This is a genomic window from Celeribacter halophilus (genome assembly GCF_018860305.1).
GTDB classification, from domain to species: domain Bacteria; phylum Pseudomonadota; class Alphaproteobacteria; order Rhodobacterales; family Rhodobacteraceae; genus Celeribacter; species Celeribacter halophilus_A.
Map to the genome: position 1 here is coordinate 83,389 of NZ_JAHKPE010000040.1, position 15,778 is coordinate 99,166.

Consider the following 15,778-nt stretch of genomic DNA (forward strand, 5'->3'; position numbering starts at 1 on the left):
TACCGATAAGGTGCCTTTAAGCGGGAACTTTATGCATCCGGCACTGTCCCAAGCATTTTAGAAATAACTTCGGACAAGGGCGCTGGAGAGGAGTGACCAACCGTCGGACACAACAAAGAACGCAAGTTTGAACGGCAAGGAGACGATCGCGGGTGGGACCATCATCATACCCATCGACATCAAGATGGCGGACACGACCAAGTCGATGATGAGAAAAGGTAAAAAGACGAGAAATCCGATTTGAAACGCGCGCTCGACTTCGGAAAGCAGAAAAGACGGCACGAGCAAGGAAAGAGGGGCGTCCCGCGACACACCGTTGACGGTGCTGAAATCAGCACGAAGTTCTTTCAGTTGCTGAAACGTGTCGGGATCAATGCGATTGGACATGAAGCCTCGGAACGGATCAATGGAGAGAGAAAATGCCTGTTCGAGAGGGATATCTCCATTCACATAGGGGCGAACACCTGTCGCCCAGCTCTCGGTGAACACAGGTTCCATAACGTAATAGGTCAGGAACATGGCCAGACTGATCATCAGCATGTTCGGCGGGGATTGTTGCAAGCCGATCGCCTGTCTCAAAATCGATAGAACCGTGACGATGAATGGGAAACATGTGAGTGTTATGGCAATGCCGGGGGCAATGCTGAGAACGGTGATGAGCAGCAGAAGTTGGATGGACCGCGCCGACAACGACCCGTCTGCCCCAAGGTCCAAAGTCATGGATTGCGCGTTGGCCGGATCGCTGACCAACAAGAGGATGAGGGCCAGAACGGACAGAAAGATTGAAGGGCGCATCAAGTTTCACAATCCGTTTTTCAGATCGGCAACTTCGGTAAGGCGCACAGCCAGCTGCCCGGCTTGCCCGCCATCCATTTCCTGTAGCTCCCCGCGAGCGATGAGTTTGTCTCCGACGTATAGCTCGACAGGATCTTCGATGTTCCGGTCGAGCGGAAGGACACTGTCGCTTTGCAGTTTCAATAGATCCTTCACGAGAGGCCGCGCCTTTCCGACGGATATCGTGATTTCGATCGGAACTTGAGAAAACGGATTTTTTACATTGGTTTCAGTCTGTTCAACCATATTTTATGGCCTCCTCGTTCAGAGCGTATACAGCATCAATGGCGTTCATGATCTTTTCTAAGGTCGCATCCATATCGATCTTTTTCTCAAGCCCGCCCATCTGCAGATAGACTTGGCCATCTGCGAGGCTGGGCTCCTCCATGATGTCCAATGGAATGGTTAAGGAGTCGTCAATAAGGCGCTGAATTACGGGTCGGGATGCAGGAGAAACCACAATTTTTATCGGCGAATCCGATGCGGCCTCAGCCATCGGCAGAAGCTCTTCAACAATTTTTTGACCAAGGGTCTCGCTCACCAGCCGAGGTAGCACCTTGCTGGTCATTTCCTTGAGCAGCGGCTCAAGTGCCTTCATGATATGTGCGCGGGCTTCGTGGAATGTGAAGCTCAGGTCTTGCAAATTCCGCGCAAACTCGGCGCCAATGCGGGTCTGTTGCTCGTTTTCGGCGCGCGTGGCGTCATCCCATCCCGCTTTGTATCCTTGCTCATAGGCGGCCATTCTCTTGGCTTCTATTTCTTCCTCAGTCGGAACGGGCGGTGTGGCTGCGCCGTCTGTATCTCGCTGTGTTAAAGGGGGCTGGGACGCCGGTTGTGATGTGATGCTGAAATCTTCGAGGGGGAATTGCGAGGTCATCAGGCGTTCTCCTCCGCGTCTTCCATCCAGCCGCGCAAGATTTCGACGGTTTCCTCTTGTCGGTCTTCAATGAGTTTTTTGAGGCGTTTCACCGGATCGCTTGGCGTGCCGATGTCATCGTCTTCGAAATCAAAATCCGAGACGACTCCCATAGCGGGCAACTCAAATCCGTTTTCAGAAATCTCTCCGTCCAACGCCGGAGTTGAAGGGGACGGCAAGTCCGGCATTGGTATCGTGGCAGGCAAGCTTTCAGGCGCATTCACATCCGAGGCATCCACAGGAGGGAGTGCGGGGGCAGGTTTTGCCAGAATGGGGCGCAAGACGAAGAGACCTAGAATGAGTGTCACAATGGCCAGAACTGCCAATTGTATGATCGACATGGGATCAATATTCATAGGGGGGAGCAGAGAGCTTTGCGCTTCGGCCCCTTCTATGAGCAAGGGCTCGAACTCCATCGTTTTTAGCGTGATCTGATCTCCGCGCTCTTCGTTGAAGCCAATGGCTGATGCAACCAAATCTCGTAGAGTATCGATCTCTTCGTCGCTTCTCGGCGCCCAGGAAACCTCTTGTGTTTCGGGGTTGATCGTTCTGATTCCGTCGACCAAGACCGCCACAGTCAAGCGTTTGATCGCACCGGGGCCCCGTTGAATTTCACGACGTGTCTCCGAAACCTCGTAATTGATGCGTTCACGGGTTTCGCTGTTACTTGTGCTCGAAGCGCCGTTTGTTGCGCTGCTATCGTCCGGCAGGTTGGAGGCGACCGTCACAGCGCCGCTACCGCTCCCTTGCGAGGAATTGCTGCGCTCTTCTGTTTCCGAACTGATCGCAACGCGGCTCTCGGGGTCGAAATGACGTTCGACAATGGATTCTCTATCGGTTTCCGTTTCAATGGAAACTTCGACGACAGCCTTGCCAACGCCAACACGTGCTTCGAGAAGCCGTTGCACATTTCGACGCATTTCTTCGGCGCGATCTGTGTTGCCAGAAGTTCCCGTTGTCGGGTCTTCACCTGTGATGACAACGCCAGTGCGACCATCGATGACAGAGACATTTTCAGGGGCGAGCCCCGCGACAGCGGAGGACACAAGATACCGGAAAGCGTTTGCCTGATCGGTTGATACTGATCCGCTCACAGCGGTGACCGTAACAGAAGCCGACGCTGCTATTTCCCGCTGAAAAGGTTGCGACGAAGGGTTTGCAATGTGAACGCGTGCAGACCTGATCTTCTGAGACGAGAGAATCGTTCGAGCCAATTCACCTTCTTTTGCGCGCCAATATGCGGCGTCAAACATTTGTGACGTTGTTCCGAAGCCTGAGAGGGAATCGAGCAACTCGTATCCCCCTATGGAATTGGCGGGGAGCCCCTCGGATGCCAATGTCATACGCAATTCATCACGCATATCGGACGGCACAAAGATCGCGCCGCCGCGAATCTCATGCGGGACACCTTGTGCTTCAAGAGATTGCACAACCTCACCAGCCGCCCCTGTTTCAAGTCCGGAATACAGAAGAGACATTGATGGCTTTGTCGCCAGTCGAGACAAGCCGATGATTGCGACGAACATCAATATAGTTGCGCCAACGACAATGACGCGGCGATTGATATCTAAATTGGACCACACAGAAAGAATCTGTTGCAAGACGACACTCCTTGAATGCGTGAGCTTCTGCTCCCGTCTGTTCATAGAAATGCCTGATCCGTCTTAATAATTGGTTAGCTACATTCAGGATAAAACGGATTCGGAGAAAAATTCTGGATGGACTTATGGCTGAAGAAGAACAGCTCAAAAGCGGAGCCAATAAAAAAGCGAAACTCTCTTTGCTCTTGGGGGTGATTTTGATGCTCGCCCTCGGAGGAGGCGGGTTTGCCCTTGTGTATTCCGGGGCACTGTTTCCACCCGATGAAGGCCGCTCCGGGCAAGGTAGTGCCACTGTTGACGGGGGGAGTGTGACGCCTCTGCCCAATATGGCTTTTGTTCCGATAGATCCGCTGATCGTCAATCTGGTGGATACGTCCGGGCAGAACCGTCATCTGCGCTTTCAGGCGCAGTTGGAAGTGCCGACACAATATAAGCAGGAGGTGGAGACATTGCTTCCACGTCTGATTGATGTGTTGAACGGATATTTGCGCGCTGTCGAGGTTTCCGAGTTGGAAAGCCCATCCGCACTCGTTCGTTTGCGCGCCCAGATATTGAGGCGCTTGCAGATTGTCGCCGGTGAAGGACGTGTCAATGACGTTCTCATTATGGAATTCGTTATAAATTGAGGACTTCGTCATGGAGCTTATTGCAGACATTCTTATGATTTCTGGAACATTGGCGGTTGCTGTCTACTGCATGGTGTTGGCCAGACGTTTGAGCCGGTTCACGGACCTTGAAAAAGGGGTCGGCGGAGCAATCGCTGTTTTGTCCGCTCAAGTGGATGACATGACGAAAACGTTGACCAAGGCGCAAAAAACCGCGGCGGGGTCTGCGGGAAGGTTGGAAAGCCTTACAGAGCGGGCCGAGGATGTCTCCCGACGCATGGAGCTTCTTATTGCCTCAATGCACGATTTGCCTGAAGGCCCGGCGCCAGTCGAGACGCCTCCCCAGCCTGAAGCAGAGGAGAAATCCGAGCAGGAGACATTTTTTCTGAGCCAAAGAGGACGAGTGGAGGCTGCGGAATGAAGCAAGCTACAAAACCGAGCAAGAAAATGTTTCGCAACGTTCGATCCGGACGCGGTGCACTTTGGATTATTGCAACGATCTTTGGTGTTTCTGCGTTTCTTCGGGTTGCTTCTGGAACGGGAGCCGCAATTGCGCGTGAAATGTCGGAATTGTCTCGTGACGATATGGCGGGAGTGCAAGAGGCCGAGGCTTGCTATTCCGATGAAGAAACGGCTGATTTGATTGCTGCTTTGTTGGAGCGTGAAAAAAAAGTTGAAGAACAAGAGTTCTTTCTCGCCCAAAAGATGAAAACCATTGAATTGGCCCGCGAAAAAGCTCTGGAGAACCTGTCTGCGCTTGAGGAAGCGGAGGCGCGCCTACAGGCCACAATGGCGCGTTCTCAGACTGCGGCAGAGGATGATCTGGCCAAACTGACAGCTGTTTATGAGGCGATAAAACCGAAAGAAGCCGCTGAACTCTTTGATGCAATGTCTCCGGAGTTTGCGGCGGGATTTTTGGGCCGGATGCGTTCTGATGCGGCTGGCGCAATTCTGGCCGGACTAGATCCGGAAACTGCCTATACAATTTCTGTTATTTTGGCAGGACGAAATGCAAAGGCGCCGCGCGAATAGTCTGATGGATAAACTTTCTTAAGAGGTTTGTGACAGGTTGACCCTGTTGATACGCAGACATGAGGAAAGAGAATGATCGGTATCGTTGGAATCTTGCTGATCTTTATCATGGTGTTCGGTGGATATGCTGCCGCTGGTGGTAAAATCGCTATCATTATGAAGTCTTTGCCCTTCGAATTCATGATGATCGGAGGAGCGGCGACAGGGGCATTTGTTATTTCCAATGATCTGTCGGGAATCAAGCATACGCTCAAAGATATAGGCAAAGTTTTCAAGGGGCCCAAATGGAAGCCGGAAGACTATAAAGATCTCCTTTGTTTGCTTTTTGAACTGATTCGTCTGGCGCGTCAGAATCCGGTTGCTCTTGAGGAACATATCGAAGCCCCTGAGAACTCGATCATATTCTCGAAATATCCAAAGATTCTCGCAGATAAAGAGGCGATCGCTTTGATCTGCGATACTTTGCGGTCGGCCTCTATGAACTATGATGATCCGCATCAGGTTGAGGAGGTGCTTGAAAAGCGGCTTGAAGCGAACCTTCACCATGCGTTGCACTCCTCACATGCGATGACCGCGATTAGTGATGCTTTGCCGGCTCTTGGTATTGTAGCCGCAGTTTTGGGGGTCATCAAAACAATGGCTTCTATTGATCAACCCCCAGAAATATTGGGAAAAATGATCGGCGGCGCTCTCGTCGGCACCTTTCTTGGTGTGTTCCTTGCTTATGGTATCGTAGGTCCGTTTGCGCGCAAAATGAAGGATGTGATTGAAGAGGACGGGCATTTCTACAATCTAGTTCGCGAAGTTCTTGTGGCTAACCTGCACAATCACGCAACGAATATTTGTATTGAGGTCGGACGGCAGAATACGCCTGGTCGATATCGTCCAAGTTTCTCGGATTTAGAAGAAGCGCTTAAAGAAGTTAAATCGGAGGCGGCATGATCCGGATTCTGGGATATATTCTTGGTCTTGCTCTGATGCCACAGGTTCTGTTTGCGGAAGTCATAACTGTGCGTTCCGGCGAGCATGCGGGGTTTTCGCGTTTGGTGATGCAGTTTTCCGAAAAGACGGATTGGGCATTCGGTCGGTCAGAACAGGGTTATGAGTTTCATGTGCCGGGTGAGGATATGTATTTTGACACAAGTGCAGTGTTTCAAAAGATTCCCCGCCAACGTATTGCGAACGTCAAGAGTGGCAATGGATATCTTCGGCTGACCATTCCGGACAATGTCCATGCAGATGTATTCGAGCTGCGCGAGGGACGTGTGGTTATTGACATAAAGGACGGTGCTCCTGAAACATCGTCGGAATTTGAGCAGACTTTGACTAAACACGTAAATGGCGATGAAACAGTTTCCCCGCCCTCACTGGGTGCTGCGGGGAAAGATACTGTGCCGGTGCCTGTTGCTTCTGATATTATAATTTCGGGGGAAGGAGGCGGCGGTTTTGTTTCTGTCGCTGAGGAGTGGATTCCAGATGAGGAAGAGAATGGGGAGCCTGACAATGGCTTTCCTTTGGAGAGTGATAGCTTTGCCCATGATGCTTCATCGGCTACCCCACTTAATGCGGAGGAAGCGTTCAGTGAGCACCTAGACGATGTAAACGATTTGGAACGTAAACTGCTTGAGCAGATCGGGCGCGCTGTCACGCAAGGGTTGTTAGAGCCGGAAGTGTCGCAAGCTGATCGAGCTGAAAATGGGACAATCGAGCCTCAAGACGAGGCCGTGTCAGCGGATAGTGGCAACCGCGAATCTATAATATCGGATGAGGACACTGCAGAATTATCCCACATACATATTCAGTCTTCGATTGACCGCGAACGGGGTGATACCGCGGAGCCGCAGATTATTGAAGGAAGTCGGAATATTTGTTTGGATGACCGTCAAGTTCAAATTTCACAGTGGGGGAGGGCTGTGGATGATGGTCAAAGCTTATCCCATTTGCGCGCAAAAATTCTCGGTGAGTTTGATCGACCGGATCCCGAAGGCATTAGAGATCTTGCGCGATATTACCTTTATTTGACTTTCGGAGCGGAAGCCAAATCTGTGTTGCGTGATTTCGGTGTCAAAGTGGAGGGGCACGACATTCTTTGGGCCATGGCGGACATCATGGACCAAGGCTTTACAGAGGTTTCCAGTCCGTTATCTCATCAGTTCCAGTGCGATACATCTGTGGCCCTTTGGTCAGTTTTGTCTAAAAAGGCACTTGATCCGGATGAAGACTATAACATGAATAGTATCCTATCGACATTTTCAGCATTGCCATTCCATCTTCGACGACATCTTGGCCCGATATTGTCGGATCGTTTTCTTGCAATTGGAGATACGGAGAGCGTGCAATACATTCAAAATGCGATGTTGCGCGTAAACGAACGTCAGAGCGATGCATCAGTCTTACTGAACGCAAAGTTGGCTCTTGCGGAGGGGGACTTACAACTCGGTGAGGATAAACTTAAAGATATTATTGCAGAAAATGGCACGCATACTCCGGAAGCGCTTGTGAAACTTATTCAATTGAAAGCTAAGGATGGCGAGGAAATTGATGAAAGTATTGCAGAAACAGTTGAAGCGTTTGCGGTTGAGTTTCGTGGTGACCCCTTCGAAGGAAAGCTACAAGAGGCAGCGATCCTAGCTCAAATCTATTCGGGAAAACCGGATGTCGCGGTTGAGAAGATTTTTGCCCTAAAGCAGGAGGAAGGGTCAGATAATCCTGACCTTAAGAATCTTACCTCCCGCGCCCTTGAGACGCTGGCTCAGGTTTCAGATGATACTTCGTTTTTAAAGACTATTTGGCAGCACAAGGATGGCATATCTCAAGCGGACTTCTCAAATAGCGCGCGCCTTGCGGTATCAAGGCGCTTGCTGGATCTTGGTTTTTTCAAACAAGCCTTGGAGTTTATGCCTGAAGCTGAGGGCCAGATGGGTGATGGCGCCAAAATATTATTAGCTGAAGCGTTCTATGGCATTGGAGATATGCAAAACGCGTTGAAATATGCGTTGAGCGTGAACCATGAAAGTGCACGGGAAATTGCCGCGAAATCATATTTCTATCTAGACGATGTTGAGAAAGCGACAGAGGTTTTAAGGAACAATCCCGTGGACGGGGAGAAGGAACTCTTCGCCTTGCTCGCGGAGGATTGGGAGAGCCTCGACGGGGCGAATTCACAGGGGATGTCCAAGTTCGCAAATGTAATGAGAGACGGGAATTTTGCACTCAATGGTGACGAGGAGGATCACAAACCGTCAATTGCATCGGCCGAAGCTCTGATCGCCTCAAGCCAAAGGGCGAGGGAAGTGTTTGAAGACGTTTTGGGGTATTGAGGCAAGTTTGCCGTTTCGCGGATGCAGTCTATCATATCCTCGTGGGCACTAACTGTTGACTGAAATCTACGATTTCGGATTTGCCGTGAGTGGAGGTCACGAATATGTTGGATGGTGCTTCATAAAAAAGGCGACCATTGTTGGCCGCCTTTAGGTTTTGAATTTTGATAAACCTAGGATGGGCCGACAGTCTCGCATTCCGTGCCGCGTGCTTCGAGGCGGCGACAGGTCATGGCTGCCATTTCTTCGGTGAGGCCGAGGAAATTGGCGTCGTAGCCACGTTTGGTTTTGACCACCTTACGCAGCGCGCCGTCGAGCATTTCGACTTCCGTCAATGCCGTTCTTAACAGTTCCTTGCGGGCGGCATATTCGGAGCCATAGGTGCCGATGTTGATGCCCCAATATCGACTGCCTGAGGTCGAGATTCGCGTCACCACTTCAGGGGCTTGCGATGCCGCAGCGGGCATAGCCGCCGCAGTTTGTTCCACGGATGCAAGCTGTATTTGTTCCAAAGCAGCAGGTCGCGGCAGGGGCGCGATGGCTGGGACGGCTGCCGTGACAGCAGGTGTGGGTTCCTGCTGCGCGTGGGCTGTTTCGGCCAAGAGCGTGCTGGCTTCATCGGCCGCTTCTGTGGCTGCTGCGAGGAGAGCTTCTTCCTCTTCGGCTTTCGTCAATGCATTCAGAACGTCGTCGGAGGCGGCGAGAAGGAGTTGTTCGTCTTCGGGCGCCAGAGATTTAAGTGGCCGCGGCTTGGGCAGGGGGCTTGAAGTCATCGAGATGTTCACACGGATGATCTTCGAGGCCACTTTGGGCGCTTCTTGATTGCCGGCAACCATGACTGCCCCGCCGGATTTGCCCATGTAGGGCGGTTTGACGGGTTTCGAGACCGCGACACGGTTGGGCGCGCGTTTGAAGCCGAGATCCATAAGTTCGGTTACCTTGGCATTGCGCGATGCTGTGGAGCGACCGCCGAAGACCGTAGTGATGATTCGCTTGTTACCACGATGGGCCGAAGCCGTGAGGTTGAAGCCAGCCGCTGAGGTGTACCCGGTCTTGATCCCGTCTGCTCCTTCGTAAGAACTCAGGAAGCGCGAGTTGGTATGGGTCACGGTGCGTACACCTGCATCAGCGGTCTTGCGCGAGAAAATGTTGTAATATTCCGGATAGTCATAGAACAGATGCCGCCCCAGAACGGTCATGTCCCGCGCGGTCGAAAGGTGTCCCGCCTCGGTCAGGCCGTTGGCGTTTTTGAAGGTTGTGCGCGACATGCCCAGTGCTTTGGCCGTGCGGTTCATGCGGCGGGCAAATGCGGCTTCGGAGCCTTCGATGGCTTCCCCGATGGCGGTGGCTGCATCATTGGCGGATTTGACGGCGGCAGCGCGGATCAGGTAGCGCAGCTTGATCTTCTGGCCTGCTTTCAGACCCAGTTTGGACGGCGGTTCGGAGGCGGCATTGCGCGACACGGTGACCAGATCATCAAGTCCGATCTCACCATGTTCCACCGCTTCAAATGTGATGTAGAGCGTCATCATCTTGGTGAGCGATGCGGGATGCAGTCGTGTGTCGGCGTTGGTCGCGTGCAATACCTTGCCATTGCGCGCGTCCATCACAAGGGCAGCATATTCAGCTGCCATAGCCCGTGTGGTCACCGCGATTGACATCGCGAATGCGATCAATAGGAGAGGAAAAATACGCCCTGAAACGGCACGCAGGAAACCCCGCGCTTGCACGTTGCTCTTCATGATAACTCTGCCTCGTCTTGCCGGATCATTTCGCCCAGCTTATTGATGTGACGGTAGCACAGGCTTTTCCTTGAGAAAACAAAGAATTTTCAATGGTTTTGAGGCGGTGCAGAGCGGCAACCCTAAATCTGGTGTTTGCTGGATTGGCGTCTACTAGATCGGGGAAAGTGCCGCGATCAACTTTTTTGGATCGCGTCAATCAGGCCCGGTAATTCCGTCAATCGGGGCAGTTCGTGAAAGCGCGGATGCGCGGAAGGGGCCTCGGCATGTTCGATTTCCCAAGTGTAATTATGTGGGACATATACGCCCCATGCCCCGGCTTCGATCGGCGGAATAACGTCGGATTTCATGGAGTTGCCGACCATCATCGCACGTTCAGGCGCGGTATTGTGGCGGGCAAAAATGGTGCGGTAGATGTCTGGCGTCTTGTTGGAGACGACTTCGATTCCATCGAACATGTCCCCGAGACCCGATTGCGCGAGTTTGCGCTCCTGATCCAGAAGGTCGCCCTTGGTCACCAGCAGGATGTCATAGTCCTCGGCCAAGGTTCCTACCGTCTCCTCCACCCCGTCGAGAAGGTGAATCGGATGGCGCAGCATCTCTTGTCCGGCGGCGATCAGTTCGCGGATCACCGAGGCGGGCACACGGTCTTCTGTGACTTCGATGGCGGTCTCGATCATCGAAAGGACGAAGCCCTTGATGCCGAATCCGTATTGACCGAGGTTGCGGCGTTCGGCTGCCAGAAGCCGCTCGGAGAGGTGGTCGGCCTCGGTGAAGTCGGCGAGCAGTTCCGTGAAACGCTCCTGCGTCATACGGAAAAACTGTTCATTTTCCCAAAGCGTATCATCCGCATCAAAGGCGATTGTCGCGAGTTTCTCGGTCATATGATCGGCGCTCCTTTACCGGTTTCGGCATAACGCCCTTTATTCATGCGCAAAAGGGGCTATATAACGGCTCGTGCAAGACCCGAATTCAAGACATGCGATATCGGAGGCGATAAGAGTGATCCTCGCACCGCAGATGATGGCTGATAATGGCGACCGTTCGGATGGCGACGGCGACGCTGGACTTGCGCTTAAAACCAAACCCAAGACAAAACGCCCGCCTCTCTACAAGGTTATGCTGCTCAATGACGATTACACGCCGATGGAATTCGTTGTGCTGGTTCTGGAGCGGTTCTTCGGCATTGGTCATGCGCAGGCGACAGAGATCATGTTGACCGTGCATAAAAAGGGGCTGGCCGTCGTGGGCGTGTTTCCGTTTGAAATCGCGGAAACCAAAGTCCAGCAAGTGATGGATTTTTCCCGTCGGCATCAGCATCCGCTGCAATGCACTATGGAAAAGGAATAGGCGTTTCGCCTGTCTGACATGGTCTCCCCGCGTCTCCCCCTCCTTTTGAACGGGCCTGTGCCTGAGCGTGTTGTGGTCTATCGGCCGCGTGCGGATGCCGACCTGTCGGCGTTGAAAGGCGCGCATGTCCATATAGTGCAGGGGTTCAAGCCGGATATTGAGGCCTTCGCGGCGCAAGGCTTTGATGTGACAACCTCCGCCGAGGGGCATTTCGATCTTGCTGTCGTGGCTGTGCCGCGTGCCAAGGCGGAGGCCCGCGCCCTGATCGCGGATGCGGTTTTGCGCGCGGATCAGGTTATCGTGGATGGGCAGAAGACGGATGGCATCGACAGCCTGTTGAAAGACATTCGCAAACGGACGGATGTGCAGGTCGTCTCGAAATCGCATGGCAAGGCGCTCCGGTTCTCCGGCGGTGATTTTTCTGATTGGGCCGATCCGGGCCCGCTGCATCTGATCGAAGGCTTTACCACGCGCCTAGGCGTGTTTTCTGTGGATCGCATCGACAAGGCATCGCAGGTGCTGGTCGACAGTCTGCCTGACAAATTGCCCGCCCGAATCGCGGACCTTGGGGCCGGATGGGGCTACCTGTCCCGTGCGATACTGGCGCGCGAGGGTGTGAAAGAATTGCATCTGGTCGAGGCTGAGGCCGCCGCTCTGGCTTCTGCACGCGACAATATTTCCGATCCGCGTGCGCAGTTCCATTGGGAAGATGCGACAAAATTCAAGCCGCCGCAGCTTTTGGATGCGGTGATCATGAATCCGCCGTTCCATACGTCGCGCGCCGCTGATCCCGCGCTTGGTCAGGCGTTTATAAAGGCCGCCGCTGGCATGCTGGCCCCTCAAGGACAGCTTTGGCTGGTTGCCAACCGGCAATTGCCTTATGAGGCGACCCTTGCCTCTCTCTTTGGCAATACCGCCGAGATTGGCGGCACAAGCGGTTTCAAAGTGCTTCACGCTGCGAAACCTCTTCGCAGGACCGGATCAAAATCCTAACATCGGCGCTAACACAACAGGGAGTCTCCCATGAGCTTTTCGATTGCAGGCAAGGTGGCCATCGTCACAGGGGCCGCCAACGGTGTCGGTCTTTCGGTGGCGCGGCATTTTCTGGCGCAGGGCGCATATGTGATGTGTGCCGATATGGACGAGTCCAGTCTCATTGCCGAATATGGGGAGGAGGCCGATGCGGAAGATGCGAAACTGGCCTATTTCGCCGGAGATTTGCGTCAAAAGCTGACCATCGCCAATCTGCTCTCCGCCACGATCGACGCCTTTGACGGGGTGGATATTCTGGTCAACGCCTCGCGGCAGGTTCTGATGAGCGAGCCTTTGTCGGTGGAAGGGGACAATGTGGCCGAGCTTTTGGAGCAGAACCTGATGACTTCTCTGCGCCTGACGCAGCAGGTGGCGAAATGGATGATCAAGAACTCGGACAAGAGCGGTGACGATGACGGTGTCGTGGGCTCTATCGTCAACCTGTCGTCGATTGCCGCGCGTCGTTGTCAGCCGGAGCTTCTGGCCTTTTCCATCTCCTCTGCCGCCGTGGACCAGATGACGCGTGCGATGGCTGTGTCTCTGGCACCTCATCGCATTAGGGTGAATGCCGTGGCGTTTGGCTCTGTGATGAGTTCAAGTCTGCGGGATATGCTGGCGGAAAATCCCGATTATCGCGATGAAATCACGTCAAAAACCCCGCTGGGACGGGTCGCGCCGGCCTCCGAAGTGGCCGAAACGGTGCAATATCTCACCTCCGACTGCTCCGGCTTTATGACGGGGCAGATCCTGACCGTGGACGGCGGGCGCACGCTGGTTGATCCGGTGCACGCGCCGACCCACTAAGTGATAGAAATCACTCGGGATATTGGATCTTGCAGGCTTCTATCTCGGCAGCTGCCTGAGCGGAGAGCTGCGCCTCTTTCTTTTTCAAAGCGGCCAGCTTCGCGGCTTCACCATCGAGATCAATGGCCTTCGCGACGCGCCGCGTTTCGACATCGGGAACCCGACAGTAGCGAGGTTTGCCATCGGGATGCTCGCCGCAGCGCTTGATGTCATAGTCGATATATTCCTTTTCGACCAAGGCATAGCCACGCGCCAGATTTCCTTCGGCCTCGGAGATAAAGCTCTGCACCTGCCGTAGGTCTTTCGTCGCGCGGGAAATGCACATCTGTTGCTCGGAACAGGCGGCGAGAAGCGGGACAAGGGCGAGAGGGATAAACCAACGCATAACAACGTCTCCTTTTGACTTTGCCTGTCAGCATAGCGTGTTTCTGTCACAGGGGAAGGGAACTTGCCGCCAAAGGTCGAAAGCTGTTACCTGCCCTCGAGACGAGAAAGAAGGACCGCCCCGATGAGCGATGAGATGAAAACCGAAAAAGACCGCGCCAGCGCATGGTTCCGCAGTTTGCGTGATCAGATCGTGTCCGCGTTCGAGGCGCTCGAAGACACGCAGGTGAGCGGACCTTTCGCCGACCGTCCGGCGGGACGTTTCGAAGTCACCAAGACCCAGCGCCAGTCGGACGACGGAACGGACGCGGGCGGTGGCCTTATGTCTGTGATGCGTGACGGGCGTGTATTCGAGAAGGTCGGCGTCAATGTCTCCACCGTCTATGGCTCTCTCGGCGAACGGGCGCAAAACGCTATGGCAGCGCGCAAGGGCCTGCCGGGGATGAAAGACGATCCGCGGTTCTGGGCCGCAGGCATTTCTCTTGTCGCCCATATGCAAAATCCCCATACGCCTGCCGTTCACATGAACACGCGGATGTTCTGGACGCCGCATGGCTGGTGGTTTGGCGGCGGCTCCGATCTGAACCCGTGCATCGAATATGACGAAGACACAAAGGCCTTCCACGCCGTTCAAAAAGAGCACTGTGACCGCCACGATCCCGCGTATTACCCGCGTTTCAAAGCATGGGCGGACGAATATTTCTACATTCCGCACAGAGGACGCGCGCGCGGTGTGGGAGGTATTTTCTATGATGATCTCAACACGGGCGACTGGGAAAAGGACTTTGCCTTTACCCAGGACGTCGGCCGCGCCTTCCTCCCCGCCTTCCTCGGCGTGACGGAAAAGCGCCGCGATACGCCGTGGACAGAGGCCGACAAGGATCGTCAGCTTGTCCATCGTGGTCTCTATGCGGAATATAATCTGGTCTATGATCGCGGCACAAAATTCGGTCTGGAGACCGGTCACAATCCAGATGCGGTGCTGATGTCGCTGCCGCCCATGGCAAAATGGGTGTGACGGCTTTCTAATGGTTTAAATACTCAAAAAAAGCCCCGCGTTTAACGGGGCTTTTATTTATGCGTTTTCGCGCAACGTCTCGATCATCAGGCTCACGTTGTCGGGGTCCGCGTCGGGGGTGATCCCGTGGCCGAGGTTGAAAATATGCGGGCCCTTCGAGAAGGCCTCGCGTACATGGCGCACCTCGTCGATCAAAGCCTGCCCGCCCGTGACCATATGCGAAGACGCAAGGTTGCCCTGCACACAGCCGTCGACCTGCACATGTTCCGCGCCCCACTCTGGCGTGACGGAATTGTCCAAAGCGACGCAATCGACGCCGGTTTTCTTGTGGAAGCCGATGTAGCCGTCGCCAGCCTCACGCGGGAAGCCGATCACGGGAATATTGTCATGGCGACGTTTGAGTTCGCGGGTGATGATCCTTGCCGGTTCGACTGCATATTTCTCGAAAGCCTCGCCTTTGAGGCTTCCGGCCCAGCTGTCAAAGAGTTTGACCACTTCGGCACCCGCACGGATTTGCATGTCGAGATATTCGATTGTGGAGACCGTGAGCAGGTCGATCACCTTCTCGAACAGCTCCACATTGCCTTCACGCAATGCATGGGCCGGCCCCTGATCCGGTGTGCCGCGTCCGGCGATCATATAGGTCGCAACGGTCCATGGCGCGCCCGCAAAGCCGATGAGTGTGGTCTCTTTCGGGAGTTCCGTTGAGAGGATTTTGACGGTCTCGTAAATCGGTGCCAGCTTGTCGTGGATGTCGTCCTTGCCTTTGAGTTTGGCGAAGTCGGCGTCTTCGGTGATGGTCGAAAGCCGTGGACCTTCGCCAGTGACAAACCAAAGATCCGCGCCCAGAGCCTGCGGCAACAACAGGATATCGGCAAAAAGGATTGCCGCATCAAACCCGAAACGCCGGATCGGCTGAAGCGTCACTTCGGCGGCAAGATCGGAGTTGTAGCACAGGGAGAGAAAGTCACCGGCTTCGGCCCGCGTGGCGCGATATTCGGGCAAATACCGTCCGGCCTGACGCATCATCCAGATCGGCGGCACTTTCTGGGTCTCGCCTTTGAGTGCTTTCAGAATTGTCTTGTCGGTCATCTGCGGCCTCCCGTGTTCGTGTCCTGCACTGGTCCCTGTCCTGCGCGG

Annotated in this window: 17 protein-coding genes; 9 read left to right on the plus strand and 8 right to left on the minus strand. The window is 54.1% G+C overall.

The window, feature by feature from the left end:
* Positions 1 to 57: 57 nt before the first annotated feature.
* Genes fliP through fliF form a run of 4 tightly spaced genes read right to left on the minus strand, consistent with a single transcriptional unit; the run spans position 58 to position 3,396 of the window.
* A complete protein-coding gene (fliP, locus tag KO492_RS17555; protein ID WP_216046163.1) occupies positions 58 to 795 on the minus strand; it encodes a flagellar type III secretion system pore protein FliP in 738 nt (245 codons plus the stop codon).
* Positions 796 to 801: 6 nt separating this feature from the next.
* Positions 802 to 1,080: a FliM/FliN family flagellar motor switch protein gene (locus KO492_RS17560; RefSeq protein WP_216046164.1), complete on the minus strand. Its 279-nt coding sequence runs from the start codon at positions 1,078 to 1,080 to the stop codon at positions 802 to 804.
* Positions 1,073 to 1,711 (minus strand): flagellar biosynthesis protein, encoded by a 639-nt coding sequence (locus tag KO492_RS17565; RefSeq protein WP_216046165.1) that lies wholly within the window; start codon positions 1,709 to 1,711, stop codon positions 1,073 to 1,075. Before KO492_RS17565 ends, KO492_RS17560 begins: the two co-directional genes overlap by 8 nt.
* Positions 1,711 to 3,396 (minus strand): flagellar basal-body MS-ring/collar protein FliF, encoded by a 1,686-nt coding sequence (fliF, locus tag KO492_RS17570; RefSeq protein ID WP_216046166.1) that lies wholly within the window; start codon positions 3,394 to 3,396, stop codon positions 1,711 to 1,713. Before fliF ends, KO492_RS17565 begins: the two co-directional genes overlap by 1 nt.
* Positions 3,397 to 3,476: 80 nt before the next feature.
* On the opposite strand from fliF, the gene KO492_RS17575 reads away from it, so the two are divergent.
* From KO492_RS17575 to KO492_RS17595, 5 genes are all read left to right on the plus strand, one after another.
* A complete protein-coding gene (locus tag KO492_RS17575; protein ID WP_216046167.1) occupies positions 3,477 to 3,977 on the plus strand; it encodes a flagellar basal body-associated FliL family protein in 501 nt (166 codons plus the stop codon).
* 10 nt (positions 3,978 to 3,987) lie between these two features.
* Entirely contained in the window at positions 3,988 to 4,377 is a 390-nt protein-coding gene (locus tag KO492_RS17580) for a hypothetical protein (RefSeq protein ID WP_216046168.1), read from the plus strand.
* On the plus strand, positions 4,374 to 4,988 hold the full coding sequence (locus KO492_RS17585) for a MotE family protein (RefSeq protein ID WP_252735600.1): 615 nt from the start codon (positions 4,374 to 4,376) through the stop codon (positions 4,986 to 4,988). The genes KO492_RS17580 and KO492_RS17585 overlap by 4 nt, the downstream gene beginning before the upstream one ends.
* Positions 4,989 to 5,060: 72 nt before the next feature.
* On the plus strand, positions 5,061 to 5,930 hold the full coding sequence (gene motA / locus KO492_RS17590) for a flagellar motor stator protein MotA (RefSeq protein ID WP_216046169.1): 870 nt from the start codon (positions 5,061 to 5,063) through the stop codon (positions 5,928 to 5,930).
* The gene (locus tag KO492_RS17595) at positions 5,927 to 8,308 is read left to right on the plus strand and encodes a hypothetical protein (RefSeq protein WP_216046170.1); all 2,382 of its coding nucleotides are present in this window, start codon (positions 5,927 to 5,929) and stop codon (positions 8,306 to 8,308) included. Before motA ends, KO492_RS17595 begins: the two co-directional genes overlap by 4 nt.
* Before the next feature lie 173 nt (positions 8,309 to 8,481).
* Here KO492_RS17595 and KO492_RS17600 read toward each other — a convergent pair whose 3' ends face one another.
* Both KO492_RS17600 and KO492_RS17605 read right to left on the minus strand, forming a co-directional pair.
* Positions 8,482 to 9,942 (minus strand): D-alanyl-D-alanine carboxypeptidase family protein, encoded by a 1,461-nt coding sequence (locus KO492_RS17600; RefSeq protein ID WP_436835707.1) that lies wholly within the window; start codon positions 9,940 to 9,942, stop codon positions 8,482 to 8,484.
* Positions 9,943 to 10,226: 284 nt separating this feature from the next.
* Positions 10,227 to 10,934, minus strand: coding sequence for an HAD family hydrolase (locus KO492_RS17605; RefSeq protein WP_216046172.1), 708 nt, complete (start codon positions 10,932 to 10,934; stop codon positions 10,227 to 10,229).
* Positions 10,935 to 11,073: 139 nt separating this feature from the next.
* Here KO492_RS17605 and clpS point away from each other — a divergent pair, with 139 nt between their 5' ends.
* Genes clpS through KO492_RS17620 form a run of 3 tightly spaced genes read left to right on the plus strand, consistent with a single transcriptional unit; the run spans position 11,074 to position 13,236 of the window.
* Complete coding sequence (clpS, locus tag KO492_RS17610) at positions 11,074 to 11,400, plus strand: ATP-dependent Clp protease adapter ClpS (RefSeq protein ID WP_170845880.1); 327 nt, start codon at positions 11,074 to 11,076, stop codon at positions 11,398 to 11,400.
* 57 nt (positions 11,401 to 11,457) lie between these two features.
* The gene (locus tag KO492_RS17615) at positions 11,458 to 12,393 is read left to right on the plus strand and encodes a methyltransferase (protein WP_354668253.1); all 936 of its coding nucleotides are present in this window, start codon (positions 11,458 to 11,460) and stop codon (positions 12,391 to 12,393) included.
* 30 nt (positions 12,394 to 12,423) lie between these two features.
* On the plus strand, positions 12,424 to 13,236 hold the full coding sequence (locus tag KO492_RS17620) for an SDR family NAD(P)-dependent oxidoreductase (protein WP_216046174.1): 813 nt from the start codon (positions 12,424 to 12,426) through the stop codon (positions 13,234 to 13,236).
* 10 nt (positions 13,237 to 13,246) lie between these two features.
* Here the strand turns inward: KO492_RS17620 and KO492_RS17625 are convergent, their stop codons facing one another.
* On the minus strand, positions 13,247 to 13,621 hold the full coding sequence (locus tag KO492_RS17625; protein WP_216046175.1) for a hypothetical protein: 375 nt from the start codon (positions 13,619 to 13,621) through the stop codon (positions 13,247 to 13,249).
* A 123-nt stretch (positions 13,622 to 13,744) separates the two neighbouring features.
* Between KO492_RS17625 and hemF the strand changes: the two genes are divergently transcribed.
* Complete coding sequence (hemF, locus tag KO492_RS17630; protein WP_216046176.1) at positions 13,745 to 14,638, plus strand: oxygen-dependent coproporphyrinogen oxidase; 894 nt, start codon at positions 13,745 to 13,747, stop codon at positions 14,636 to 14,638.
* Between the two features lie 57 nt (positions 14,639 to 14,695).
* Here the strand turns inward: hemF and hemE are convergent, their stop codons facing one another.
* Complete coding sequence (hemE, locus tag KO492_RS17635) at positions 14,696 to 15,730, minus strand: uroporphyrinogen decarboxylase (protein ID WP_216046177.1); 1,035 nt, start codon at positions 15,728 to 15,730, stop codon at positions 14,696 to 14,698.
* Positions 15,731 to 15,778 lie beyond the last annotated feature (48 nt).